Source organism: Thioalkalivibrio sp. ALE19, from assembly GCF_000428605.1.
Taxonomy (GTDB): Bacteria; Pseudomonadota; Gammaproteobacteria; order Ectothiorhodospirales; family Ectothiorhodospiraceae; genus Thioalkalivibrio.
Genome location: NZ_AUAG01000023.1, coordinates 41,642 through 66,727 on the forward strand (window position 1 = coordinate 41,642; position 25,086 = coordinate 66,727).

Sequence of the window (25,086 nt, forward strand, 5' to 3'; positions counted from 1 at the left end):
TCAGTCGCGTTCGCTGGACGGGTCGCCGGATGCCGGTGCTTCGAAATGCATGCGGCTGGTGCGGTTGCCGGATTCCCAGGTGTCCATGCGCCGGATCTCGCCTTCGCGGCCGCGAATGGTGATCTCGATGATCGCCCGGCGCAGCGCGCGGTCGCGCGGGCGCAGCTCCAGTTCCCAGGCTTCGAGATCGCCGTCCAGTTCGACCTCGAAGCCGGCTTCCAGTGCCTCGCGGTCGCCCTGCAGCAGGCTGCGGAACAGCCCGGCGAAGGCCTCCAGCCCGGGTTGGTCGTCCAGACGGATCTCGCGCACCGAATCGCCGCGGGTCAGGGTCAGCTCCCGGCCCTCAATGCGCACGTGCTCGCCGCGCCGGCCGTCGGTCTCGCGGATCAGGGTATCCGGGGGCTCGAAGGCGATGCGGCCGCTCTGGCGGTCCTCCGACTGCAGCATCGGGTCCTGGCGGACTTCGCGAAAGGCCATCTCCGCGGGCGCGTCGAGGCTCAGGGCCGCCAGGATCGCATCCAGGGTGTCCGCGGCGGCCGGCAGCGGCAGCCACAGCAGGGGCAGCAGGGCCAGCCATGCAAGCCGGGCGGGCCCGCGGGTGCGGTGGTGGTCAGTCGTCATGCCAGAAATCATAGAAGTTGAACCAGTTCCACGGGGCGTTCCGCACATGGGCCTCCAGGCGCCGGGCATAGTGGCAGGTCCAGTCCTGCAGCACCGCGTCGCGTTGTGCCCGCGGCGCCTCGATCGCGTCGGCAAAGTGTTCGAAGACGATATCGTAGCGGTTGCCGCCGCGATAGAGTCCGAAACACAGGATCACCGGCACCTTCAGCACCGTCGCCAGCAGCATCGGGCCCATGGGGAAGACCGCGCGGTCGCCGAGAAATTCGCACTCCACCGTGCGATCGTTTTCCACCACCCGATCGCCCAGCATGCCCACCATCTCGCCGCGTTCCACCGCCTCGCGGGCGCGGATCAGGGTGTCGGTACGCCCCAGCGGGATCACGCTGTGCGCGACCTCGGGGTTGAGCGAATCCAGCAGGCGGGTGATGACCTGGTTGTGGTCGGCGTCCATCAGTACCCGGACGGGGAAGTCGTGATGGCCCACGGCCAGGGCCCGCAGGGCCTCGAAACTGCCCAGATGGGCCCCCAGCAGGATCGCGCCGTCCCCGGAGTCCAGTGCCTGGTGGAAGATGTCGGCGCCGTGCACCCGGATATCCAGGGCCTGCTCGCGCCCGGCGAGCAGGAACACCCGATCCAGGATCACCGCGGCGAAGCTGTGCAGGTGGCGGGCGACATCGCGCACGCGCGGCGGATGCCCCAGCACCCGCCGCAGATACTGCCGGCTGTGGCGGCGGGCGCGCGGTGCCAGCAGCAGGAAATAGGCGGTAATGGGGTACAGCAGCAGGCGCCCGGCGGGGCGTCCCATGCGCAGCGCGACCCACAGGATGATGCGCAGGGCGAGGGGACTGCCGCGTTCTTCCTGAGCGCGCCAGTCCCCGCTCATGACGGGTCGGCCGGCGGTTCGGGGTCCAGCTGCCCCGCGCACAGCAGCGTATCGGAGCCGTCGTCACGGATGCAGCGGAAGGCACGGGTCCCGCGGCGCCCGGGTTCGTCGATCTCCACCCGGAACGCGGTCTCGGGAGGCAGCGGCGCCACGAATTTGATCTGCGGAAAACGCGCGGGAGCGGTCAGGCCCAGCTCCTCCGCGGCCGCCGCGACCTGTTCCAGGATCATCACGCCGGGTACCACCGGGTTGCCGGGGAAATGCCCCGGAAGGGCCGGATGGTCCTCCGGGATGCGGCGCGGCCGGCTGGTCAGGCCCGCCATTTCAGACGGGCTCCCCGTGGCAGGCGAGCAGGTCCAGCAGGGCCTGGCGCGGCAGCTTGCCGGTCGCCGAGCGCGGCAGGCGGTCCACCCGCACCAGCGGGCGCGGAAGAAACGCCGGGTCAAGCCGCTCGGCGAGCTGCTCCAGGATCGCGGATTCGCTCAGCTCCGGGGCCACCACCAGCGCCGCCAGCCGGGTGATCCCGGCGGCATCCGAGCTGTCCGCGGGCGGGATGAAGACCCCGTCCCGCACCCCGGGGAGGGTTTGCAGATGACGGTTCAGCTCCACCAGCGAGGCCCGCTTGCCGGCGATATTGAGCATGTCGGCCAGGCGACCGGTCATGCGGAAACGGCCGTCATCCGCGACCTCGATGCAGTCCGGCAGCGGAACCGGCTCGCGATGCTGCGGACCATGCGCGAGGGCCAGACCGGAGGCATCGCCGTCGGCGCGCACCCGTACCCCCGGGTACGGCGTCCAGTGGTCTTCGTGAACCGTGCGGCGGGAAGCGATGGCACCGGCCTCGGTGCAGCCGTAGATCTCGTTGACCGGGGCGCCAAAGTGCGCCTCGAGCTCTTTCGCGGTGCTGGCTTCCAGCGGTGCGGTGGCGGAGAGGATGCGTCGCGGCGCGGCAGGTGCCGACTGGCCGGAACGCAGGCAGGTCCCCAGGTGGAAAGGCGTGGAGATCAGCACCGGACGGGTCTCGCGCTCCAGCGCCGCGTGCACGTCGGCAGGGTAGAACGGACGTTCGGCGAGCAGGGTATTGGGGCCCAGCAGGGCCGGGAGCACCGTGGACTCCAGGCCGTACATGTGCTGCGGCGGCACGGTGGCGACCAGGGCATGTCCGGGGCCGCGGTCCAGCTCCAGGCGCTGCAGCGCCTGCTCGGTGACCGCGACCAGGTCGCCCCAGCGTCGCGGATGGGCGGTGGGCGTCCCGGTGGAGCCGGACGAAAAACCAAGGATCGCGGTGCGATCCCGGGGGATCATCGGGATGTCCGCGGGACGGTTGTCGTTCCCGCCCTCGGCGTCGCCGCGCGCGGTGACCGCCAGGGTGTGCAGGGGGAAGTCCTCCTCGCAGGAGTCCACCAGTGCGACCGCTTCGGGATAGCCACGGGCGATCTCGCCCAGCACCGTGCGCCCGCGCGCCGGCGGCAGCAGGTTCATCTGTCCGCGCAGCAGGATGGCGCCGAAGGCGACCGAGAACCGGTAACGGTCCTCGCACAGGTTGAAGGCCGCCGGCGCCTCGGGCAGGCGGGCGGCCAGCTCGCGGACGTCGGCCAGCCAGGCGGCGCGCGACACCGGGTGTCCGCCGATCCGGGCCAGTGGCGTGTCGGCGTCCGCGAGCAGCGGGCAGGCGAGGGGAGCGGCTTCGCTCATGGCTGCCTCAGGATCCGTCGATGGTCGGCCCGCGCCAGCTGCATCAGATAGGCAACAAAGCCTTCGCGGGGTTCATCCGGCAGGAAACGGGCACGCAGCGGATATTCCAGCATGAACAGGACTCCCAGCAGAAGATAGTTCAGGCCGTTGGCCACGACCGCCCATACGGTCGCCGGCGCGAACAGCGACAGACCGGCCGAGACCACCGCCAGCAGGGCGCAGGTGCTGGCCCAGATGGCGGTCATCACCCGGGTATAGCGATGAACCGCGGGGCTGTCCGAGGCCCCCATTTCCAGGGCATACCGCGTGATCAGTGGCGTGGAACCGGACCGCAGCGAGCGCGCGAACAGCGCCGCGATCAGGCCCGGGACCAGCACCGGCACCGCGTGGATCAGCCACTCGCCGGCCGGGGTCAGGCCGAACAGCGCCAGCGCCGCCAGCAGGCCCGTGCCCAGCAGTACTCGTGCCCGCGGGCGCAGGGACGAGGCGACGGCGAGAAACACCAGCAGCGTCAGCAGGGCCAGCGGCAGCGGCTGCAGCTCGATCCATTGCCCGGCGATCACCGAAACCGGGTAGGCCAGCGCAACCGCCGCGGCCAGCCTTGCCGTCACGAGGACGTCCGGTTCGCCTCGATATGTTCACTCAGCGCACGCAGGGACGCGAAGATCCGCAGGTTGTCCTCGTCATCGGAACGGATCTGCACGCCATACGCGCGACCGATCGCCAGAGCCAGCTCGAGGGCATCGATGGAATCCAGCCCCAGACCCTCGCGGAACAGCGGGGCCTCCGGCTCGATGTCTTCCGGCGCCGTTTCCTCGAGGTTCAGGCTGTCCACGATCAATCGGGCGACTTCCTGCTCGAATGCCGTCTGCGCCCCCATAACTTCCCCCTGATGTCCCTGGTCGGGGGCGATGATACCGGTAAGACCCCGGGCTTGGTACCCTTCAAACGAAGGTGTTACTCCGGCGCCGGGTTGTGTCAGCCTTCGGCAAGGCCCGGATGCCGATTATTCTCATCCTGATCATGGAGGTCACATTGGCGCAGCATCGCCGGGTAACCCTGGGGCGCGTGGGTGCGGACGGGCTGGCGATGTTCGCGCTGTCGCAGGTCGTGATCCTGGCGACCCTCGGGGTCAGCCTGCTGCTGGCGTGGCACGGCGTGCGCCGCACCGCGCATGCACCCTGCCGGCCGCGGGCGGTGGAGACCGTGCTGGTGGCGGGGATGCAGCTGGAAGAGGGGCATCCGGCCCCCGGGTACCACCTGCGGCTGCTGCGGGCGCTGCGGCTGCTGCGCCGGCATCCGCAGGCGCGGGTGCTGGTGCTGGGCGGGCAGACTTCGGCGCAGGGGCCCAGCGAGGCCGCGGCCGGGGCGGCGTTCCTGCGTGAACGGGGCGTCGCGAACGCGCGTATCCGCATCGAGGACCGCTCCACGCATACCCTGGAGAACCTGCGGCATGCGCGCGATCTGCTGCACGAGGAGACCGCCGGCGGCGAGGCCCCGCCGGCGGTGCTGGTGACCAGCCGCTATCACCTGGCCCGGGCGCTGGCGATTGCGCGCGGGCTGGGGCTGCACCTGCAGCCGTGCCCCGCGGAGCCCGGTCGTCATGCTGCCCGGGGGGCGGTACTGTGGCGCGAGGCCTGGCTGCTGCACTGGTACCACACCGGGCGGGTATTCGCCCGGGTGTTCCGCCGGCGCGGGATGCTCCGGCGGATTACCTGAGCGGCGGGTCGATCCCGGTCAGCCGCGGGCGGCGAGGGCCTCCTCGTTGTAGGCGGCGTCGATGGTGGTGATGGTCTTCTCCACCAGGCGGAAACCCTCCACCGGGGCATCGTCGGCCATGTACTTCAGGCGCACCGGGCCGATCGACTTGACCGCCTCGGCACGCTCCAGCGTGGTGTCGGGGCCGTCGGCACCGGCCCCGTCCATCAGCGCGGTGAGGATTTCGGCCACGATCGGGTCCTTGTGTTCGCCGTTGCGGGCCTTTGCCAGGGTGCCGGCGGCATCGCCGTCCAGGAATTCCGTGTCCATGTGCCGATCCAGGTAGTTCAGCAGTTCGCTCAGGGTCATCAAAGCCTCCTCGGGTCGTTTGTTCAGCCGGTGCTGCCGGCGGCATCCATGCGGGCATAGGCCGCACGCGCCGCCGCCATCGCCCGGCCGGGTTCCACCACGCCACGATCCGCCAGTACCGCCTCCAGAGCGGACAGGCAGGTCAGCACGTTGCGTTCGTTCGCGCCGTAGCCCATCAGGCCGATGCGCCAGACCTTGCCGGCGTACGGCCCCAGGCCGGCGCCGATCTCCAGGCCGTAGCGTTCCAGCAGTTCGCTACGCACCGCCGCTTCGTCCACACCCTCGGGGACATGGACGGAATTGAGCTGCGGCAGGCGGTGTTCCTCGGCCACCAGGAATTCGAGGCCCATCGCCTCCAGGCCGGCGCGCAGGGCGTCGTGGTGACGGCAGTGCCGCGCCCAGCTGTTCTCCAGGCCTTCTTCCTGCAGGATCACCAGTGATTCGTGCAGGGCGTACAGGGCGTTGATCGGCGCGGTGTGGTGATAGGCCCGCTTGCCGCCGCCACCCCAGTAGCCCATGACCAGATTCAGGTCGAGGAACCAGCTCTGCACCTTGTGGCTGCGCGCCTGGATGCGGTTCACCGCGCGCTGGCTGAAGCTGACCGGCGACAGGCCGGGGGTGCAGGACAGGCACTTCTGGCTGCCGGAGTAGATGGCATCCACGCCCCACTCGTCGACCTTCAGCGGGCTGCCACCGAGGCTGGTGACGGCGTCCACGATGGTCAGGCAGTCGTGCTCGCGGGCCAGCCGGCACAGGGTCTCGACATCGGAGCAGGCGCCGGTGGAGGTTTCGGCATGCACGAAGGCCAGGATCTTCGCGTCCGGGTTGCCCTTCAGTGCGTCGGCGACCTTGTCCGGGGAGACCGGGGCGCCCCAGTCGTCTTCCACCACCACGACGGTGCCGCCGCAGCGCTCGACGTTCTCCTTCATGCGGGTGCCGAACACCCCGTTGATGCAGACGATGACCTTGTCCCCCGGTTCGACGAGGTTCACGAAACAGGTCTCCATGCCGGCCGAGCCGGGGGCGGAGACCGGCAGGGTCAGCGCGTTTTCGGTCTGGAAGGCGTACTGCAGCAGGCCCTTCATCTCTTCCATCATGCGGACGAACACCGGGTCCAGGTGGCCGATGATCGGGCGACTCATCGCGCTCAGCACGCGCGGGTTCACGTCGGAGGGGCCGGGCCCCATCAGGGTGCGTTGCGGCGGAAGAAAGGAAGAAGCGGTCATCGTTTAACCTTCTGCTGTACTCGGGAAATCGGATGGCGCGAATGTAGGCCCCGCCCGGGGTGCGGGCAAGCGCCCCCACCGCGCGGCGGGAGTTCCCCGCGCCGGTTCATGGTCACCCTTCCCGGCGGTGGCGGTCCAGCAGGCTCAGCCAGTGTTCCACCCCGCGTTCGGTGCCCGACTGCAGGTGACTCAGGCAGCCGATGTTGGCCGACACGATGCGCGCCGGGGCCGCGGCCTCCAGGTTCCCCAGCTTGCGGTCGCGCAGCTGCCGCGCCATGGCCGGCTGCGTGATGGAATAGGTGCCGGCCGAGCCGCAGCACAGGTGGCCCTCGGCGACCGGCAGGACCTCGCAGCCCGCGGCCTGCAGCAGCGGCTCCACGCGTCCGGCCAGGCCCTGGCCGTGCTGCAGGGTGCAGGGGGCGTGCCACGCGATCCGGCGGTCCTCGCCGGTGACCTCGATCCCCAGCGCACGGACGGTGTCGGCGTCGAACAGTTCGGCCGGGTCGCGCACCAGCGCGGTGAATTCGCGCGCCCGCTCCCGGTATTCGTCGTCACCCTCCAGCAGGTGGGCGTAGTCGCGCAGCATCGCACCACAGCCGCTGGCGGTGGAGACCACCGCGTCCACCCCCTGCTCCAGTGCCGGCGCCCAGGCGTCGAGATTGGCGCGCAGCCGCGCACGGGTGCGTTCGCCGTCGCTCAGGTGATGTTCCACCGCGCCGCAGCAGCGCGCGGCGGAGACCCGTTCCACCGCGATGCCGCGCGCGGCCATCAGGCGCTCGAACGCCGCGTTGATGCGCGCGTCGATGGCATCGTGCACGCAGCCGGCCAGCAGCAGCACGCGGCCGTGTTCGAAGGGTACGGCCCCGCCCTGCAGCACCGGGTCGCCGGCAGGTGCGGCGGGGCTCGGCGGGGCCGGATGGGCGGCTGGCACCTTGGCCCGCAGCTCGCCGCGCAGCAGCGGTCGGGCCAGGCGCCCGGCACCCAGGGCGAGGCGGAACGGCCACCCGGCGGGGAGCGTGCGCTTGAGCATGGCGCGGAGCAGACGTTCGCGCCAGCCGCGCGGGACGTCGCGTTCCACCGCCTCGCGGCCGAATTCCACCAGATGCGCGTAGTTGACCCCGGAGGGACAGGTGGTCATGCAGTTGAGGCAGGTCAGGCAGCGATCCAGGTGGCGCCCGGTGGCCGCATCGGCCTCGCCCTGTTCCAGTACCTGCTTGATCAGGTAGATGCGCCCGCGCGGCCCGTCCAGCTCGTCGCCCAGTTCCTGGTAGGTGGGGCAGGTCGCGTTGCAGAAACCGCAGTGGACGCAGTTGCGCAGGGCCTGTGCGGCGATGCGGGCGGCCGGGTCGTCGGCGTAGCGTTCGTGGATACGGGTGTCCATGGGAGTGCTCGCTTCAGGTACCGGTGGCGCGGGCCGGGGAGCCGGGCAGCAGCGGACTGTGGAACATGCCTTCGGGGTCCATGGACTGTCGCACCCGGGCCTCCAGCCCCTCCAGGGCGGTGCCGCGCGGATGCAGGCGCGGTGCACCGGCCGGGTCCCCGTGCCAGATGCGGGCATGTCCGCCGGCGGCCTCCACCGCCGTGCGCACCCGCGCCGGGTCGGCCTCGCTGCACAGCCAGCGCTCCCCGCCGCCCCAGTTCAGCAGCCACTCGCCGGGCAGTTCCGGCGGGGGCGTGGCCGGGGGCACGACGATGCGCCACAGGCGCTCGCCGGGCGCGGGTTCGCGCGTGAAGGGTTCCGCGCGATGGTCGCGCAGACCGCTCCAGAAGCCTTCGCCATCCGCGGCCGGGGCATCCCCCAGGCGCTCGGCGGCTTCCGTGACCGCCTGTTCCCCGCCGCTCAGACGCAGGTACATGCGGCCGTCGTTCCACGCCAGCCCGGAAAGGGGCAGGGCCGTACGGCCGAGCTCGCGACAGGCGTCGATGAAGCCGGCGGCGTCCAGGTTCCGCTGCAGGGTGAGCTCGTGCGTGGGGCGCGGCAGGAGCTTGAAACTGACCTCCAGCAGGACCCCGAGGCCGCCCAGGCTGCCGGCCATCAGGCGCGAGACGTCGAAGCCGGCGACGTTCTTCATGACTTCGCCGCCGAAGCGCAGGATCTCGCCGGAGCCGTTGATCACGCGGGTGCCCAGTACGGCATCGCGCAGGCTGGCGGTCCACGGCCGGCGCGGACCCGACAGTCCGGTGGCCACCATGCCCCCCACGGTGGCGCCCGGCCCGGGATCCCCCGGCTCGAACGGCAGCATCATGCCCACCGCCGCCAGCTCGGCCTGCAGTTCGGCCAGCGGGGTGCCGGCCCGCACACTGACCACCAGCTCGCTGGGGGCGAGATGGGTGATGCCGCGGTGTGCGGTCACATCGAGGGACTCGACGTCACCCGGCAGGGGGTCGGGGCGGGCGATCGTCGACCGGGTCCCGCCCCCGGCGATCCACAGCCGGCGGCCGCCATCGGCGGCCTCGCGTACCGCGCGGGCGAGTTCCTGGCTGTAGTCGGCGGTCTCGGACATCGGTCTCCCGCGGGTTTCGGGTGGCGGCGCGCGGGTGCGTTCGGCATCCGGCCGGTCGGGGGCGGCCCCGCGCGGTTCAGGCCGGGAGCGTCGGCGCCGCCGTTGCCGGGCCGGGCCCCGCAGGCGGATCGCGCCGCCGCTGGTTCCACACCACCACCAGCCCCAGGGCCAGCGCCGGCAGATAGAACCAGTACGGGCTCGGCCGGTCGGTGGGCACCAGCACCGCGGTGATCTCCCAGCCACCTTCCAAGCCTACGCGGGCGGCGGGACTGCCGAAAGCAACCGTGCGGATGCGCGTTCTTTCCTCCGGATCCACGTCCAGACCGGCCTCCGACAGGCGCTCCAGCGGGTCGTCACGGCGCTCGCTCAGGGGGAACATCACCGTGCGGGTGACCTCGCGTCCCTCCAGATCCAGGCCGGTGGCCCGCAGGCGAAGGTTCGCCCCCTCCGGGGCTGCGTCCACTACCTCGGTCAGGGTCGCCGGGTCCTCGCTGACATGGGGCGGCGCGATGCGGTCCATCAGCACGGTGGGTGCGAGCAGGGTGAAGGCCACCACCAGCAGCAGGGCGGACTCCCAGTAGCGGCTGCGGGTCAGGAACCAGCCCTGGGTGGCCGCGGTGAACGCCAGGATCCCCGCCAGCGAGCCGAAGAACACCAGCGCCAGCTGGAACACGTTGTCCACCCCGATCAGCAGCAGCTGGCTGTTGAAGATGAAGAAGAACGGCAGGGCCACGGTACGCAGGCTGTAGGCGAAGGCCTGGAGGCCGGTGCGCACCGGGTCCGCCTTCGCGACGGCCGCGCCGGCGAACGAGGCGAGGCCGACCGGCGGGGTGACATCGGCCATGATGCCGAAGTAAAAGACGAACAGATGGGCCGCGATCAGCGGGATCAGGACGTCGTTCTGGGCGCCCAGTTCGACCACGATCGGGGCCATCAGCGTGGCCACCACGATGTAGTTGGCCGTGGTCGGCAGGCCCAGGCCGAGGATCAGGCTGATCAGCGCGGTCAGCAGCAGGACCAGCAGCAGGTTGCCGCCGGACAGGGTGTCGACCACGTCGGTCAGCACCAGCCCGAGCCCGGTCATCGCCACCGTGCCGACGATGATTCCGGCCGCCGCCGTGGCCACCCCGATCCCGATCATGTTGCGCGCGCCGGTGGCGAACCCGTTGAACAGTTCCCAGATTCCGGCCCAGGTGGCCTGCAGCAGGCCGCCGCTGCGGCGGAACAGGGCCACCAGCGGCCGCTGGGTCAGTACGATGAAGATCATGAAGGCCGCCGCCCAGAACGCGGCCAGGCCGGGGGACAGGCGCTCCACCACCAGAGCCCAGACCAGCACCACCAGCGGCAGGATGAAATGCATGCCCGCCAGCACCGTGGGGCCGATGCGTGGCAGCGGGCGGTCGGTATCCAGCGGATCGGGATCGGGCTCGCGCGCGGCGATCCACAGCAGGATCAGGTAGGCCGCGAACAGCAGTCCGGCGATGATCCAGGCCGCGCGCTCGCCCGCCACGTCCTTGATCCAGCCGAGCCCCCAGTACACCGCAGCGGCGAGGATGATCAGGCTGGTCAGGGTCAGGCCGAACGCGATCAGGCGTCCGCGCAGGGTGCCGCCGACCGCGCGCTGCAGGCCCTCCATGCCGCCCTTGCAGGCCTCCAGATGCACGATGTAGAGCAGCGCGATGTAGGCGATCAGGGCCGGCAGGATGGCGTGCTTGAGCACCTCCACGTAGGAGATGCCCACGTATTCGACCATCAGGAACGCGGCCGCGCCCATGACCGGCGGCATCAGCTGGCCGTTGACCGAGCTGGCGACTTCCACCGCCCCGGCCTTGTGCGCGGGGAAGCCGACGCGCTTCATCAGCGGCACGGTGAAGGTGCCGGTGGTCACGGTGTTGGCGATGGAAGAGCCCGAGACCAGCCCGGTCATGCCCGAGGCCACCACCGCCGCCTTGGCCGGGCCGCCGCGCAGATGCCCGAGCAGGGCGAAGGCCACGCGGATGAAGTAGTCGCCGGCGCCGGCGCGTTCCAGCAAAGCCCCGAACAGCACGAACAGGAACACGAAGCTGGTGGAGACCCCCAGCGCGATCCCGAACACGCCCTCGTTGGACAGCCACTGCTGAGCCATCGCGCGCGGGTAGCTGGCGCCGCGGTGGGCGATCAGGTCGGGCATCAGCGGCCCGGCGAAGGTGTAGAACAGGAAGATCGCCGCGATGATGGTCAGCGCCGGCCCCAGCACCCGCCGGGCGGCCTCCAGCAGCAGGATCAGGCCGATCCCCGCGACGATCAGATCGACTTCGGTGGGTGCGCCGGCGCGGTCCGCGAGAGTCTCGTGGAACAGGTACAGATACAGCGCGCTGAATGCGGCGACCGCGGCATAGAGCCAGTCGAACGCCGGGACCCGGTCCAGCGGATCGCGCCCGCGCAGCAGCGGCCAGGCCACCAGCAGCAGGGCTGCGCCCAGCGCGGCATACACCTCGCCCAGGCGCTCCAGCCCGGCGACCTGCCACGCGCCCAGTGCCAGCAGGGCGAGCCCGCCAAGGCCATAGGCAATACCGAAGGCGCGCGTCGGCAGGGTGCGCCGCGCGGTCGGCCGGAAGGCCGGGAACAGCAGGAAGGCGAGGAACACCGCGAACGCGAGGTGCACCGCCCGGGCATCGGTGTCCGACACCGTAAACCAGTCCAGCGCGTCCGGCAGCGGCGAGGCGATCCATAGCTGGAACAGCGACCATGCGACTGCGACCACGAAGATCAGGCCGCGCGTCGCGGTGCCGGGATGGCGCGCTCCGGTCTCGATCTCCTGCGGGGCGGCGGATTGCGGGGGTGTGCGTTCGGGCTCAGTCATGGATCCATCCTGCCTCGCGGAAATAGCGCCGCGCCCCCGGATGCAGCGGCGCGGACAGGCCTTCGTCCACCATCGCCTCGCGCTCCAGTCCCGCGAACGCCGGGTGCAGACCGCGGAAGGTATCGAAGTTCTCGAACACCGCGCGGGTCAGGGCGTAGGCGGCCTCGTTGCTGGTGCGCTCCGAGGTGACCAGGGTCGCGCCCACGCCATAGGTACGGATGGTGTCTTCCTGTCCGGGATAGGTCCGGGCCGGGATCTCGGCGGCCATGTAATACGGGGTTTCGTTTACCAGGCGGTCGATGGCTTCGCCCTCCAGCGAGACCAGCCGGGCGTTGCAGGTGGCGATGGGTTCCTGAATCGCGGCCGAGGGGTGTCCGACCGAGAACACGAAGGCATCCACGCGGTTGTCGCACAGCGCCTGGGCCTGTTCGCGCGAGGGCAGTTCGGCGACCCGGGCGAAGGTGTCGTGGTCCCAGCCGAGTTCGTCCAGCAGTTCTTCCATCATCGCGCGCTGACCCGAACCGGGGTTGCCGATATTCACCCGCTGGCCGCGCAGGTCATCCAGGCTCTCGATGCCGGAATCCGGGTGCACCACCAGGGTCAGCGGTTCGGGGTGCAGGCTGAACATCGCCCGCAGGTGACGCGCCGGGCCGAAGGCCTCGAAGCGTCCGCTGCCGTGGTAGGCGTGGTGCTGCAGGTCCGACTGGGCCACGCCGAAGTCCATGTCGCCCGAACGGATCATGTTCAGGTTGAACACCGAGCCGCCGGTGCTTTCGGCGGTGCAGCGCATGCCGTGTTTGTCGCGCGCCGCATTGAACAGCCGGCACAGGTGCTGGCCGGCGGGGTAGTACACCCCGGTGACCCCGCCGGTGCCGATGTTCACGAAGGCCTGCCCGGCCATGGCCGGCAGGGCCGGCAACAGCACCAGCAGACCGAGCAGCAGGGCCGCGCCCCTGCATCCGCCGTAGCGATTCATCCGCGTTTCCTCGTCGCGCCTGATCGTCCGGAGTGTAGGTTAACGCCGCGCAATGTAAATCCTCGTGCCCTGCCTGCGTTGACGCCTGCCACGCCGGGCGTTCAAATGGCCGCCTGCGACCGGCGGTGATGCCGGTGCGCGCCATGATACAGGGAGTGCAAGATGGCAGACGGAGGGTCCGGGCGGGCTGCAGTGCAGCCGCAGCTGGTCGAGGAGTGGCAGCGACGGCTTGAGCGCTGTCCCGGGCCGGTGCGCGACCGCGTGCGCGAGCTCGCGGAGCAGCACCGGGCCATGCTGGCGGAACGATTCTACGCCGAGATGCTGGCGGACCCGGATGCCTGCGTGTTCCTCGACCACGAAGACGTCAACTCGCGGCTGAACGCCTCGCTGCAGGAATGGATCCGCGGGATCTTCTCCGTAGAGAGCGACAGTGACGTGGAGGAACAGGCCGCGCGGCAGGCCCACGTGGGCGACATCCACGCGCGCATCTCCATCCCGATCCATCTGGTCATGCGCGGCGCGCGTTGCGTGAAGGAGCAGTTCCTGACCCTGCTGGATCTGGACGCCGGCATGGGACACGTGATGCGGCTGCAGGCGGCGCGTCACGTCTCCGACAGCATCGACATGGCGATGGAGCTGATGAGCCAAGCCTATTCACGCTCGCATGAGCGCAACGCCCGCGCCGAGGAAGCCTACCGTCTGTTTGCAGTGTCGGAGAACCTCGCCAGCGAGAAAGACCGCCAGCGGGCCTGCCTGCTGGACTGGGAGAACGGGCTGATGTTCGATCTGGCCATGGGGGCCTCGGGCGAGCAGCTGCCGCGGCTGGCGGCCTCCGAGTTCGGCCTGTGGTTCCGGCACAAGGGAGTGGACGCCTTTGGCGGGGCCGCGGAAACCGAGCGGGTGCTGGAGGCCATCGCCCGCATCGACGAGTTCCTGCTGCCTTCGCTGGTCTGCGTCGAGGCCCGGCAGCGGCAGGATTACCTGCGTGACGTGCGCGAGCAGGTCCGCAGCATCGACTACCATCTGGGTCAGCTGTTCGAACGCAGCAACGAACTGGAGTCCGGGCGCGACGTCCTGACCCGGACCCTGAACCGCAAGTTCCTGCCCGTGGTGCTGGGACGGCATATCGCCGGCGTACAGCAGACCCATGCCCCCTTCGCGGTACTGGCCCTGGATATCGACTATTTCAAGCGGGTCAATGACGAACATGGCCACGAGACCGGCGACCGCATCCTGCAGCAGTTCGCCACGCTGCTGGTCAGCAACTCGCGGGCCGGCGACTACCTCTTCCGCATGGGCGGAGAGGAATTCCTGATGATGCTGGTGGACGTGGTCCCGCGCGATGCCGAACGCATCGCCGAGAAACTGCGCACCGCGGTCCGTGCCGAGCCGTTCCAGGGTGCCCATGGCGAGCAGCTCGGGCTGACCGTGAGCATCGGACTGGCCAGTCACGACGGCCACCCGGACTACCAGCGCCTGGTGCGCCGGGCCGACGACGCCCTCTACGCCGCCAAGAACGCCGGCCGCGATCGGGTCGCCACCGCCGACTGACCCGGGCCGCTCCCCCCTGCTCCCGCGGGGCAGGGTGCCCGCCGGCGGGGGGCGTTCAGTACATCGCGGCCATCATCTTGCGGCGGTACTGGCTGACCAGCGGGTTGTCGTTGCCCAGGGCGTCGAAGGCCGCCAGCAGCCCTTTCTTGCCGGCGTTGTCGCCCTCGTTGTCCTTGTAGTCCGGGTGCTGCTTCATCAGCTCCAGGTACAGGCCCAGGGCCTCCTCGTAGCGACCGTGCAGCATGGAATACGCGGCCAGGGTTTCCAGGGTCTCCGGCGCCGGATCGCCCTGCTGCATCTCCCGGGTCAGCGCCTGCGGGTCGGCGCCGGCGGCCCGGCGGGAGAACCGCAGGTGGGCACGCAGGGTCTTCACCGCATCATCCTCGGCGCGGTTCAGCGGCAGCTGATTGAGCTGCGCCTCGGCGGCGTCGGGGTCACCCGCCTGAGACAGCGCGCGCGCCAGTTCGATGCGCAGATCCGGGTCTTCGGGGAAGGCCTCCAGCGCAGTTTCCAGGGTGGCGCGGGCGGCCGTGGTGTCGCCGGCGCGGATCTGCGCGCGGGCCAGCTCGGCGCGCAGGTCCTTGTTGCCCGGGTCCACGGCCACGCCCTGTTCCAGCGCGTGTACGGCGCCAGCCGCGTCCCCGGCCTGCAGGGCGGCCAGGGCCTGCTGGCGATGGGTGTCGGAGGGACGCTCGACGTGGCGATCGATCATCTCGCGGATGGCGGATTCCGGCTGCACCCCCATCTGCTGATCCACCACCTCGCCGTGACGGAAGCACATGATGGTGGGCAGGCTGCGCACCCCGTACTGCCCGGCCAGCTCCTGGTTCTCGTCGCTGTTGACCTTGGCCAGGCGGAACGCGCCGCCGTAATCCTCGGCGATCTTCTGCAGCAGCGGCATCAGCTGTTTGCAGGGTCCGCACCAGGCGGCCCAGAAGTCGACCAGCACCGGACGCCGGTGCGATTCGTCCAGCACCGCCTGCTGGAAGCTGTCGCGGGTGACGTCGAGAATGGCATCGCCGGTGGCGTTTTCGGCTTCGGTCATCGGAAACCTCCTGAAAGATCGGAATACGGGATATGCGGTGCATTGTTGGGATCGTCCCCGCGATTGCAAGCAGCCCCGCCCCCGCGAGCTCTGGTACGCTGCGCACTGCGCGGCGCGCGGGGCCGCGGGTTCCGTCCGGGGAGTGCTGTTCAGCAGGACGGGGCCGGCAAAGGGCACGATCAACAAAGGGGTTCCTGAGTGAGCTATTCCGCATCCGACATCGAAGTCCTCGAGGGCCTGGACCCGGTGCGCAAGCGCCCGGGGATGTACACCGACACCGCGCGGCCCAATCATCTCGCCCAGGAGGTCATCGACAACTCGGTGGACGAGGCGGTCAGCGGCTACGCCAGCCGTATCGACGTGGTCCTGCACAAGGACGACTCGGTCTCCGTCACCGATGACGGGCGCGGCATGCCGGTGGACCTGCACCCGCGCGAGAACCGCCCGGGGGTCGAGGTGATCCTGTCCACGCTGCATGCCGGCGGGAAGTTTTCCGACAAGAGCTATCAGTTCTCCGGCGGGCTGCACGGGGTCGGGGTATCGGTGGTCAACGCGCTGTCCGAGCGCCTGGACGTGGACATCCGGCGCGATGGCCGGCGCTGGCAGATGGCCTTCGCCGGCGGGCACAAGCTGCAGGACCTGGAGGCTGTCGGCGAGGTCGGCAAGCGCAATACCGGCACCACGCTGCATTTCTGGCCGGATGCGCAGTACTTCGACTCGGCGAAATTCTCGGTGCCGCGGCTCAAACACATCCTGCGCGCCAAGGCGGTGCTGTGCCCGGGCCTGACCGTGACGTTTCGCGACGAGACCACCGGCGAGGCCTGCGAGTGGTGCTATCAGGCCGGTCTGCGCGACTACCTGGTGGAGGCCCTGGAGGGGCTGGAACGCCTGCCGGAAGAACCGTTCATGGGGTCGGTCTCCGGCCACAGCGAGGCGGTGGACTGGGCGGTGACCTGGCTGCCGGAAGGCGGCGAGGTGGTGTCCGAGAGCTACGTGAACCTGATCCCCACGACCCAGGGCGGCACCCACGTGAACGGCCTGCGCACCGGGCTGACCGATGCGGTGCGCGAGTTCTGCGAGTTCCGCAATCTTATCCCGCGCGGAATCAAGCTGGCGCCGGAGGACGTGTGGGAACGGGTCTCCAGCGTGCTGTCGTTCAAGATGCAGGACCCGCAGTTCGCCGGGCAGACCAAGGAACGGCTGTCCTCGCGCCAGGCCGCGCCGTTCATCTCCGGGGTGGTCAAGGACGCCTTCAGTCTGTGGCTCAACCAGCACCCGCAGCAGGGCGAGCGCATCGCCGAGCTGGCGATCCAGAACGCGCAGAAACGCAGCCGCGCCGGGCGCAAGGTGGTACGCAAGAAGGTGACCCAGGGCCCGACTCTGCCGGGCAAGCTGGCCGACTGCGCCAGCCAGGAGCTGGCGCGCACCGAGCTGTTCCTGGTGGAGGGCGACTCCGCCGGCGGCTCCGCCAAGCAGGCGCGCGACCGTGATTTTCAGGCGATCATGCCGCTGCGCGGCAAGATCCTGAACGCCTGGGAAGTGGAGCCCGACCAGGTGCTGGCCTCGCAGGAGATCCACGACATCGCTGTGGCGCTGGGCGTGGATCCGGGGACGCAGAGCCTGGAGGGGCTGCGCTACGGCAAGATCTGCATCCTCGCGGACGCCGATTCCGACGGCGCCCACATCGCCACGCTGTTGTGCGCGCTGTTCCTGAAGCATTTCCGCCCGCTGGTGGAGCAGGGCCACGTGTTCATGGCCATGCCGCCGCTGTACCGAATCGATGTCGGCAAGCAGACCTTCTATGCCCTGGACGAGGACGAAAAGGCCGGAGTGCTGGAGCGTATCGAGGCGGAAAAGCTGAAGGGCAAGGTCGCGGTGACCCGTTTCAAGGGGCTGGGCGAGATGAACCCGATGCAGCTGCGCGAGACCACCATGAATCCCGACACCCGCCGTCTGGTGCAACTGACCCTGGATTCGGCCGAGGAGACCGGCAGCCTGATGGACATGCTGCTGGGCAAGAAGCGCGCCGGGGAACGCCGGGCCTGGCTGGAGGGCAAGGGGCACCTGGCCGACGTGGACGTGTGAACGGAGGCCCGTATGTCGCGGCTTTCCATCGACCTGCACGAATGCTTCCGTGATGGCCGGCGCATCGATCAGGCGCTCAACGGCGTGATCGACGAGGCCTGCGAGAAACGCATCAAGACCGTGGAGATCATCCACGGCAAGGGCAGCGGGCAGCTGAAGAAGCGGGTGCTGCGTTTTTTGCAGCAGCCGGAGGTCAAGGCGCGTTACCACCGGGTGGAGAAGGATTCGAAGAATCACGGTCGGCTGTTCGTGCATTTTCGGCACTGAATTCGCGCCGCCGTGTCGGGGCATGCGGCGCCGCCGTTCGTATGCGATAGGATGCGCGCCATGCCGACCGTTCTGCGCCTGTTCGACCGCCTGCCGCTGTGGCTGTTTGCCCTGATCGTGGCGACCGTGGGCCTGTGGCCCTGGCAGCCGGAGCCGGCGATCGCCGGACTGGTGCGCGACCTGCTGGCCAGTGAACTCGCCGGTGCGGCGGGCTGGGGCGGTCTGCTGCTGCACGGACTGCCGTGGCTGCTGATGGCGCTGCGTCTGGCCCGCCAGAGCCGGACCGGCGCCTGATCGGGTACGCTGCGGATTGCTGTAACAACAACGGACCCGCCGGGTCCGCCAACCGGCCGCAAGGCCGACACGCGACGACACAGGAGAATCGACCATGCGCTTTATCGTTGCCGTTACCGCCGGAACCGATGACCCCACCCGCGCCACGCTGGGCATGATCGCCGCCAAGGTGGCCAAGGATCAGGGCCACGACGTGACCGTATGGCTGCAGGGCGAGGCGGCGAATATCGCCAACCGCAACGTCTACGACAAGATCGTCGGCCACAACATGCCGGCGATGAAGGACATCGTCGAGGATCTGGTCGACGCCGGCGTGCCGCTGTGGGTCTGCGAGGCCTGCGGCCGTGGTCGTGACGTGACCCCGGACAACTTCCTGGCCACCGCCGAATACGCCGGCATGGGCCACTACGTGCAGGCGGTGGCCGAGTTTGATCGCTCGATGAGCTTCTGATGCCGGCGGGTTGAACTTCCCGCCCGAACAGTCCGGGCCGCGCCTGCGCGCCGTCCCCGGCGGGGTCCGCGTCCTGCTGACCCTGCTGCTTCTGAACGGGCTGGTCCTGGCCCTGGACATCCCGCGCCACGCGGGCCCGGGGCCGGGGTGGCTGGCCTGGGAGGCCGTGGTCCTGGCCGGACTGTTTGCCGTCCTTCCTCTGGCCACCGCGCGCGTACTGGCGCGGGTCGTGGCCGCCTTCCTCCTTGCACTGATCGTACTGGCGCTGTTCGATGCGCTGGCCCGGGTCAACCTTGCCCGTCCGCTGAATGTCTACGTGGACATCGGCCTGCTGGATGCCGTCTTCCGGTTGCTGACCGGCAACCTGCCCACTGTCGGCGTGATCCTGGCCGTCGCGGCGCTGCTGGTCGTGATCGGGCTGGCGGTGTGGTCGCTGGCGCGTCTGCTGGCGCGCCCGGTCGTGCCCCGGGGCGCGGGTTTCGTGCTGCTGGGCGCGGGCCTCGCCGGGCTCGCGGGCCACGCGACGGGCGTGGAGCCGCCGCGCACGGCGGCGCCCGCGGTGGCGCTGGTAACGGAGCAGGTCGACGGCATGCGCGAGGCGCGGCGCGAGGATCGCGCGCTGGCGCACCGGCTGGAGGCGGATTCGCGGCTGGCCGAACCCCGGCCGCTGGAGGGCCTGGCCGGCGTCGACGTGGTGGTGGGTCTGATCGAGTCCTACGGGGTCTCGGCGCTGGAGATCCCGCGCTATGCCGAGGTGATCGAGCCGACGCTGGAGGATCTGCAGCAGGATCTCGCCGCGCGGGATCTGCACGTGGTGACCGGGGTGATGAAGGCCCCGATCGCCGGCGGGCAGTCGTGGCTGGCGCATGCCACCCTGCTGTCGGGCGTGGCCGTGCGGCATGCCGGGCAGTACCGCCGGCTGCAGGAGCGCGAGCGGGCGACCCTGGTGCAGGACTTCGCGGCCACCGGCCATCACACGGCCATGCTGGCCCCGGCCATCACCCTCGACTGGCCGGAGGGGCGCTGGTTCGGCTGGGACCGGATCCTGGACCGCAACGGCATGGACTACCGCGGCCCTCCGTTCTTCTGGGTCACCATGCCCGACGAATTCACCTGGTGGCGCTTCGAACAGGACGTGCGGCCGGACCCGCAGGGCGGGGAGGCGCCGGTGTTCGCGATGCTCGCGCTGGTCAGCAGTCACGCCCCGTGGACCCCGGTGCTGGACGTGCTGGACGACCCGGATGCGATGGACGACGGGCGGGTGTTCCACGAACAGGCCGGGGCCGGGCCCGCCCCCGAGGTCCTGTGGCGGGACTTCGACCGCGTCCGCGATTATTACGCCGAGGCGGTGCGCTACTCGCTGGAGGTCAGCGGCCACTGGGCGCGTGACCACGTGGACGAGGACACCCTGTTCCTGATGCCGGGCGACCACCAGCCGGCGGCCCTGGTCACCGGCCCGGACCCCTCGTGGGCGGTGCCGGTGCACGTGATCTCCGGCGACCCGGACCTGCTGGAGCCATTTCGGGCCCGCGGCTTTCACGACGGCTTCGAGCTGCCGCCGGCCAGCGGGGACGAGGACATCCCCGGGTTCGAGGACCTGCGCGACTGGCTGCACGAAGATTACGGCGACGCTTTCTGATCAATCGACGGCTGCGTAATCGTTTTGTTGCGATTTTGGATTTTTGTAACACAAATGTTTCGCCTGAATCGATTTTGTTGCAGTCTTGGGCCATTGAACACCATGGATACGGCGTATGAGCTCATTGGGTTATCGGTGGCTGATTCGGACATTCGGATTGCCGTCCGCCCCTCTGCCCGTGTCGTCGAGTCCGGGCACGCGCCTGCGTGAAACATGGCAGGAGGACGGCGCGGTCCGGCGCGAATATCCGCCGCAGTACGACCCCGGGGATGCGCTCGCGAACCAGCTCGAATTCGCCCTGAAGCACGAGGGCGTGAATCTGGCGGTTCTCGCGGACCTGTTTCGCGCCTGTGGTCCCGCACCGATCGAGGAGGCGGTGAGCGAAAAGCCCACCGGGCGTTATCGGCGGCTGATGGGGTTCTTCTACGAACGCCTGACCGGGGAGCGCCTCGCGGTCTCGCGGACAGCGGGCGGTAACTATGTGGATGCGCTGAACCCTGACCATTACCTGACCGCAGCGGAGCCGGAATTCGACCGGCGCTGGCGGGTCCGGGACAACCTTCTTGGCAATGGTGATTTCTGCCCGGTCATTCGTCGGACGCAGCGACTTGAAGACGCCCTTGCCCAGCCGCTGACCGAGGAGCTGTCCGGATTGATCGGGGCATTTCCACCGGAACTGTTCGCCCGGGCCAACGACTATCTCTACCTCAAGGAAACGCGCTCGACCTACGGGATCGAACATGAGCCGGAACCGGTCTCCGGGCGTCTCGAGCGCTTCGTGGCATTGCTGCGTGAAGCAGGGCGGGTGCCGCTCGCGGAGCTGCTGGACGAGGCCGGCCTGACACGGCGCCAGAATCTGGTGGTGGACCCGCGCTATGCGGAAAGCGGTTTTCGCTCTGTCCAGAATTACGTGGGCGAGCAGCGGCCGGATTTCACGCAGCGTGTGCACTACGTATGCCCTCCGCCCGGATGGCTGGTCTCGATGATGGAAGGCCTGGCGACGGTGGCTACGCGGAGTCGCGGACTTTCGCCGCTGGTTCGTGCCGCGGCCGTGGGGTTCGGCTTTGTCTTCATTCACCCGTTCGAAGACGGTAACGGGCGGCTCCATCGTTTCCTGATCCACGATCTGCTGCATCGCGACGGATTCGTGGAAGGCAATCTCATGCTTCCGGTATCGGCCACCATGCTGCGTCGGATTACTGAATACGACGCGGTGCTGGAGCGTTACTCGCGGCCGCTGATGGAGGAGCGGGTCGACTACCATCTGGACCCCGAAGGGCGGCTGGAGCTGCTGAATCCGGAAGAGGTGGCCAGTTACTATCGCTACCCCGATCTGACGGCGCAGACCGAATACCTCGCGGAAACGGTGGCCCGCACTGTCCGGGAAGATCTGGTGGAAGAACTGCGTTTCCTTCGCGGTTATGACGCTGCACGCCGCGCGGTGCGCGAGATCGTGGATCTGCCGGATCGGCGTCTGGATCTGCTGCTGCGTCTTCTCCACCAGAACGAGGGGCGGCTGTCACGCAACAAGCGCGGCCAGTTCGGCGAGATCGAGGATCATGAACTCGAACGGATCGAGCAGGCCTGGCAGCAGGCATTCAGGCTCATTGACGGCTGACGGGAGGTACGGGCATGCGCATCGTGGTCGCCCTGGGGGGCAACGCACTGCTGCAGCGGGGGGAGACGCCCTCGGCCGCGAATCAGCGGCACAACGCGCGGCGCGCGGCCGCGACCATCGCCGGCCTGGCGGCGGAGCACGAGGTGATCGTGACCCACGGCAACGGCCCGCAGGTGGGGTTGCTGGCGAACCAGGCGGAATGCGACCGCATCGCCTGGCCGCTGGACGTGGTGGGTGCGGAGAGCCACGGGATGATCGGCTATATCCTCGCGCAGGAGCTGCACAACGCGCTGGGGCATGATCGCGTGGCCAGCCTGCTGACGCAGACCGAGGTCGACCCGCAGGACCCGGCCTTCGACGAGCCGAGCAAGTTCATCGGACCGACCTACGCCGAGGAGGCCGCGCGGCGCCTGGCGCAGGAGCGTGGCTGGCGCATCGCTCGCGACGGCAGGGCCTGGCGGCGGGTGGTGGGCTCGCCCGAGCCGCGCGCATTGCTGGGGGTGCCGGCGATCCGGACCCTGGCGGCTGCCGGGACCCTGGTGGTGTGTGCCGGCGGCGGCGGGGTGCCGGTGGCGCGCGATGCCGACGGCCGGCTCTCGGGCGTGGAGGCGGTGGTGGACAAGGATCTTGCTGCGGCCCTGCTGACCGCCGAGGTGGAGGCCGATGCCCTGCTGATGCTCACCGATGTCGATGCGGTCTATGCCGACTGGGGCACGGACCGGGCCCGGCGGCTGGACCGCCTGAAGGCCAGCGACATTGATCCGGCCGAATGGCCGCCGGGGTCCATGGGGCCCAAGCTGGATGCGGCGCGGCGGGTGGCCGCGGGCGGCCGCATCGCGGGTATCGGGGCGCTGGAGTCGGCCGCGGCCCTCCTCGCCGGGACCGCCGGGACCCGGGTGACCCCGTAACGGACGTGCCCCCGGTTGCGACCCGAGTTCTTGGCGCCGCGCCCTTGCCCCGGCACGCTGATGGCGAAGCCTTCGGAGGAGATGAGAAAGACATGAACATGCGGAAGATAAGTCCGGCCCTGCTGCTGGCCGCCGGCCTTTGGCTGGCCGGTTGCGATGGCGAACCACAGGCGGAGGACGGTCCGCCTCAGGCCCTCGGCGAGCGCCAGATGGAGCCGCAGCCGATGGATAACGAGGGCGTGCGACGCCCGCAGCAGCGGGGCATGCCGGCCGCCGACGTCAAGCGCACCGACGACGACTGACGCGACGGAGTCTCACCACATCAGGTCGTCGGGCACCACGTAATCCGCATACGGGTCGTCGGCGGCCGGTTCGCTGTCCGCGGCCTCCTCGGCGGGGATGACCAGCGGCCACTGCGGGTCGCGCTCGCGGATGCGATCCGCGATCTCGCGGGGCACCAGGCGAAAACCGGCCTCCGGCCGGTGGTCCAGGCCGGCGATTGCGGCGCGTCCGTCGGCCAGCTGGCGCCGCAGGGCCGGCGTGACCGGCAGGCTGCGGATCCGCCCGCCCTGCTGGAAGTGATAGTCCTCGGCGTCCTCGCCGGCGGGCACCGGATACAGGTTGGAACTGACCAGCTCGCGCAGCTGGGCCGTCAGGGCCTTGCGCGCGGCGCGCGCCTGGCGTTCCTCGTTCTTGCGCCGCGAGCGTTCGGCCTGTTCCGCCTGACGCTGCTCGGCGGCCGTGGGCTCGGCCGCGGGTGGCGCCGCCTTCTTCGGCTTTTTGGCCTTTTTCTTGCCCTTGTGCTGTTCGCTGCGGGCCTTCTTGACCTGCTTTTCGTCGACCAGTCCCGCCTTGAGGAGCTGGTCGCGCATTGCGTCGGACATGTTCGGTTGCCGTCTGGCTGAGTGGAACCCGTCAGGATAGCCGGAACCGGGGGCTGCGTGCAGGGGCGGTCCGGGTGTGGTCGGTGTTTTGCCGACGCGGCCGCTCAGGGGAGGCCCGGGACCGAGGACGAGGCGAGTTCGGCGGCGCCTGCGGAGCGTTCGTCCGGCGGGAGTCCGGGTTCGAGGCGGGCGAGGCGCTCTCCGATGGTGTCCGCGCGCGGGCGCCGGTTCGGGGCTGCGTCGGCGGCCGGAGGCGGGCATTCCTGCAGCAGGTGCAGCGCCCCCAGGTGCTCCGCGCGCAATTCCAGTTCCAGCAGGGCGCGGTACAGGGCATGTCGTTCGGGGGTGTGCAGGCGTCGGCGCAGGGCCCGGATCCGGAGGGTGGCGCGGGTACTCCAGTCGCGTGCCCGGGCGTGCAGCCGATCGAGATCGTCGGTGGTCAGCGCCCCGGGATGCCAGGCGGCGAACAGCACGCGAATCACGTCAGCGCCATGGTGGTCCTGCCAGGACATCAACCGATCGCGCAGCCCCGGATCGCTCCAGGCGGATTCGGCGAACGACCAGAAATCCCCGGTGGCCCGGGTGTCAGGCACTGCTGGCGGCGGAGGTGCTGACGCCGGCCGTGGTGCGCAGGGCATCCAGGTCGGGGATGTAGAGGTCGCGGGTGTGCAGCTCGATCAGGCCCTGGCGCCGCATCTGCGTGAACAGCCGGCTGATGGTTTCCTGCGTCAGGCCCAGGTGGTTGGCGATCTCCGCGCGCGACATCGGCAGGATGAAGCGGTCGGCCGCCAGCCCGCGTGCCTGGTGGCGCTGCGACAGCGACAGCAGGAACGTTGCCAGACGCTGCTCCGCGCTGCGCTGGCCGAGCAGGGCGTGCAGGTTCTCCTCGCTTGCCAGGCCGCGGCTCATCACCCCCATCAGGTGCTGCCGGAACGTGGGCAGGCGGCCGGACAGATCATCCACCAGCGACCACGGGACCGCACAGACGCTGGTGGACTCCAGCGCGATGGCGGTGACCGGATGGGACCCCTGGTGAATGGCATCCAGTCCCAGCAGTTCGCCGGCCAGCGCGAAGCCGGTGATCTGCTCGGTCCCGTCGTCACCCATCAGCACCGTTTTCATCGCGCCGGTGCGCACCGCATACAGGTATTCGAACGGCGACCCCATGGCGAACAGCGTGCTGCCCTTCTCGATCGGACGGCGCTGCTGCACGATCTCGTCGAGCTGCCACAGCTCGGTATCCGGCAGACCCATGGGCAGGCAGAGCTGACGCAGGGTGCACTGATCGCAGGCTTGAGTCGGGCGCAAGGTCATGTCCGGAGGGTAGCCCGTTTGCGGCAATGTGGAAAGACGCCGCGGATTTTTACGCCGGCGCTCGCGGTGGCGGTGTTTCCCCAGGGAAACACTGATCAACGTACACGTTCGCGTTGGCACCCCGGGTTTTCCGAGACAAGGCGCGGTGCGCAGCCGGTAGTGGTTCTACCGGCAAGGGCCGCAACGCAGGATCGGGGAACCCGGGGTGCCAACCCC

General features: G+C 69.7%; 26 protein-coding genes. 10 read left to right on the forward strand and 16 right to left on the reverse strand.

Annotation, left to right across the window (positions count from 1 at the left end):
• The 6 genes from F787_RS0110055 to F787_RS0110080 are packed head-to-tail and all read right to left on the reverse strand — an operon-like array spanning window position 1 to window position 4,079.
• Window positions 1-621: a LolA-related protein gene (locus tag F787_RS0110055; protein ID WP_051246102.1), complete on the reverse strand. Its 621-nt coding sequence runs from the start codon at window positions 619-621 to the stop codon at window positions 1-3.
• Window positions 611-1,504 carry a hypothetical protein gene (locus F787_RS0110060; RefSeq protein WP_018870254.1) on the reverse strand — a complete coding sequence of 298 codons (894 nt, stop codon included), beginning with the start codon at window positions 1,502-1,504 and terminating at the stop codon, window positions 611-613. The genes F787_RS0110055 and F787_RS0110060 overlap by 11 nt, the downstream gene beginning before the upstream one ends.
• A complete protein-coding gene (locus tag F787_RS0110065) occupies window positions 1,501-1,827 on the reverse strand; it encodes a hypothetical protein (protein ID WP_018870253.1) in 327 nt (108 codons plus the stop codon). The genes F787_RS0110060 and F787_RS0110065 overlap by 4 nt, the downstream gene beginning before the upstream one ends.
• A gap of 1 nt (window position 1,828) precedes the next feature.
• Complete coding sequence (locus tag F787_RS0110070; protein WP_028492079.1) at window positions 1,829-3,199, reverse strand: AMP-binding protein; 1,371 nt, start codon at window positions 3,197-3,199, stop codon at window positions 1,829-1,831.
• Window positions 3,196-3,810 (reverse strand): ketosynthase, encoded by a 615-nt coding sequence (locus F787_RS0110075; protein ID WP_028492080.1) that lies wholly within the window; start codon window positions 3,808-3,810, stop codon window positions 3,196-3,198. Before F787_RS0110075 ends, F787_RS0110070 begins: the two co-directional genes overlap by 4 nt.
• Window positions 3,807-4,079 (reverse strand): phosphopantetheine-binding protein, encoded by a 273-nt coding sequence (locus F787_RS0110080; RefSeq protein ID WP_018870250.1) that lies wholly within the window; start codon window positions 4,077-4,079, stop codon window positions 3,807-3,809. The genes F787_RS0110075 and F787_RS0110080 overlap by 4 nt, the downstream gene beginning before the upstream one ends.
• A gap of 119 nt (window positions 4,080-4,198) precedes the next feature.
• On the opposite strand from F787_RS0110080, the gene F787_RS0110085 reads away from it, so the two are divergent.
• Window positions 4,199-4,918, forward strand: a complete 720-nt coding sequence (locus F787_RS0110085) for a YdcF family protein (protein ID WP_051246106.1) — start codon at window positions 4,199-4,201, stop codon at window positions 4,916-4,918.
• 18 nt (window positions 4,919-4,936) lie between these two features.
• On the opposite strand, the gene F787_RS0110090 is transcribed toward F787_RS0110085, so the two are convergent.
• The 6 genes from F787_RS0110090 to F787_RS0110115 form a co-directional block, all read right to left on the reverse strand.
• A complete protein-coding gene (locus F787_RS0110090) occupies window positions 4,937-5,266 on the reverse strand; it encodes a hypothetical protein (protein ID WP_018946938.1) in 330 nt (109 codons plus the stop codon).
• Between the two features lie 23 nt (window positions 5,267-5,289).
• Window positions 5,290-6,492: an alanine--glyoxylate aminotransferase family protein gene (locus tag F787_RS0110095; RefSeq protein ID WP_028492082.1), complete on the reverse strand. Its 1,203-nt coding sequence runs from the start codon at window positions 6,490-6,492 to the stop codon at window positions 5,290-5,292.
• 112 nt (window positions 6,493-6,604) lie between these two features.
• Window positions 6,605-7,873, reverse strand: a complete 1,269-nt coding sequence (gene glcF, locus F787_RS0110100; RefSeq protein ID WP_028492083.1) for a glycolate oxidase subunit GlcF — start codon at window positions 7,871-7,873, stop codon at window positions 6,605-6,607.
• A gap of 13 nt (window positions 7,874-7,886) precedes the next feature.
• Entirely contained in the window at window positions 7,887-8,996 is a 1,110-nt protein-coding gene (glcE, locus tag F787_RS0110105; protein ID WP_028492084.1) for a glycolate oxidase subunit GlcE, read from the reverse strand.
• A 76-nt stretch (window positions 8,997-9,072) separates the two neighbouring features.
• Complete coding sequence (locus F787_RS0110110; protein ID WP_028492085.1) at window positions 9,073-11,838, reverse strand: TRAP transporter permease; 2,766 nt, start codon at window positions 11,836-11,838, stop codon at window positions 9,073-9,075.
• A complete protein-coding gene (locus F787_RS0110115; RefSeq protein WP_028492086.1) occupies window positions 11,831-12,814 on the reverse strand; it encodes a TAXI family TRAP transporter solute-binding subunit in 984 nt (327 codons plus the stop codon). Before F787_RS0110115 ends, F787_RS0110110 begins: the two co-directional genes overlap by 8 nt.
• Window positions 12,815-13,006: 192 nt before the next feature.
• On the opposite strand from F787_RS0110115, the gene F787_RS0110120 reads away from it, so the two are divergent.
• The gene (locus tag F787_RS0110120; protein ID WP_028492087.1) at window positions 13,007-14,365 is read left to right on the forward strand and encodes a diguanylate cyclase; all 1,359 of its coding nucleotides are present in this window, start codon (window positions 13,007-13,009) and stop codon (window positions 14,363-14,365) included.
• Window positions 14,366-14,420: 55 nt separating this feature from the next.
• Here F787_RS0110120 and trxA read toward each other — a convergent pair whose 3' ends face one another.
• Entirely contained in the window at window positions 14,421-15,410 is a 990-nt protein-coding gene (gene trxA / locus F787_RS0110125; RefSeq protein ID WP_028492088.1) for a thioredoxin, read from the reverse strand.
• Window positions 15,411-15,608: 198 nt separating this feature from the next.
• Here trxA and parE point away from each other — a divergent pair, with 198 nt between their 5' ends.
• The 8 genes from parE (at window position 15,609) to F787_RS0110165 (ending at window position 22,974) form a co-directional block, all read left to right on the forward strand.
• A complete protein-coding gene (gene parE / locus F787_RS0110130) occupies window positions 15,609-17,495 on the forward strand; it encodes a DNA topoisomerase IV subunit B (RefSeq protein ID WP_028492089.1) in 1,887 nt (628 codons plus the stop codon).
• Between the two features lie 12 nt (window positions 17,496-17,507).
• Window positions 17,508-17,762: a Smr/MutS family protein gene (locus tag F787_RS0110135; RefSeq protein ID WP_028492090.1), complete on the forward strand. Its 255-nt coding sequence runs from the start codon at window positions 17,508-17,510 to the stop codon at window positions 17,760-17,762.
• Between the two features lie 60 nt (window positions 17,763-17,822).
• Window positions 17,823-18,056 carry a hypothetical protein gene (locus F787_RS0110140; RefSeq protein WP_028492091.1) on the forward strand — a complete coding sequence of 78 codons (234 nt, stop codon included), beginning with the start codon at window positions 17,823-17,825 and terminating at the stop codon, window positions 18,054-18,056.
• 94 nt (window positions 18,057-18,150) lie between these two features.
• On the forward strand, window positions 18,151-18,507 hold the full coding sequence (locus F787_RS0110145; protein WP_018870237.1) for a DsrE family protein: 357 nt from the start codon (window positions 18,151-18,153) through the stop codon (window positions 18,505-18,507).
• A 10-nt stretch (window positions 18,508-18,517) separates the two neighbouring features.
• Window positions 18,518-20,146: a hypothetical protein gene (locus F787_RS0110150; RefSeq protein ID WP_042805868.1), complete on the forward strand. Its 1,629-nt coding sequence runs from the start codon at window positions 18,518-18,520 to the stop codon at window positions 20,144-20,146.
• Window positions 20,147-20,303: 157 nt separating this feature from the next.
• Entirely contained in the window at window positions 20,304-21,764 is a 1,461-nt protein-coding gene (locus F787_RS0110155) for a Fic family protein (RefSeq protein ID WP_231373427.1), read from the forward strand.
• Window positions 21,765-21,778: 14 nt separating this feature from the next.
• Window positions 21,779-22,672 carry a carbamate kinase gene (locus tag F787_RS0110160; RefSeq protein WP_028492094.1) on the forward strand — a complete coding sequence of 298 codons (894 nt, stop codon included), beginning with the start codon at window positions 21,779-21,781 and terminating at the stop codon, window positions 22,670-22,672.
• Window positions 22,673-22,764: 92 nt separating this feature from the next.
• Window positions 22,765-22,974 carry a hypothetical protein gene (locus F787_RS0110165; RefSeq protein ID WP_028492095.1) on the forward strand — a complete coding sequence of 70 codons (210 nt, stop codon included), beginning with the start codon at window positions 22,765-22,767 and terminating at the stop codon, window positions 22,972-22,974.
• A gap of 12 nt (window positions 22,975-22,986) precedes the next feature.
• Here F787_RS0110165 and F787_RS0110170 read toward each other — a convergent pair whose 3' ends face one another.
• The 3 genes from F787_RS0110170 to fnr all read right to left on the reverse strand — a co-directional run bounded on the left by F787_RS0110170 (window position 22,987) and on the right by fnr (window position 24,870).
• On the reverse strand, window positions 22,987-23,556 hold the full coding sequence (locus tag F787_RS0110170) for a DUF2058 domain-containing protein (RefSeq protein ID WP_028492096.1): 570 nt from the start codon (window positions 23,554-23,556) through the stop codon (window positions 22,987-22,989).
• Between the two features lie 104 nt (window positions 23,557-23,660).
• Complete coding sequence (locus F787_RS0110175) at window positions 23,661-24,149, reverse strand: DUF2390 domain-containing protein (protein WP_028492097.1); 489 nt, start codon at window positions 24,147-24,149, stop codon at window positions 23,661-23,663.
• Entirely contained in the window at window positions 24,142-24,870 is a 729-nt protein-coding gene (gene fnr / locus F787_RS0110180; RefSeq protein WP_028492098.1) for a fumarate/nitrate reduction transcriptional regulator Fnr, read from the reverse strand. The genes F787_RS0110175 and fnr overlap by 8 nt, the downstream gene beginning before the upstream one ends.
• Window positions 24,871-25,086 lie beyond the last annotated feature (216 nt).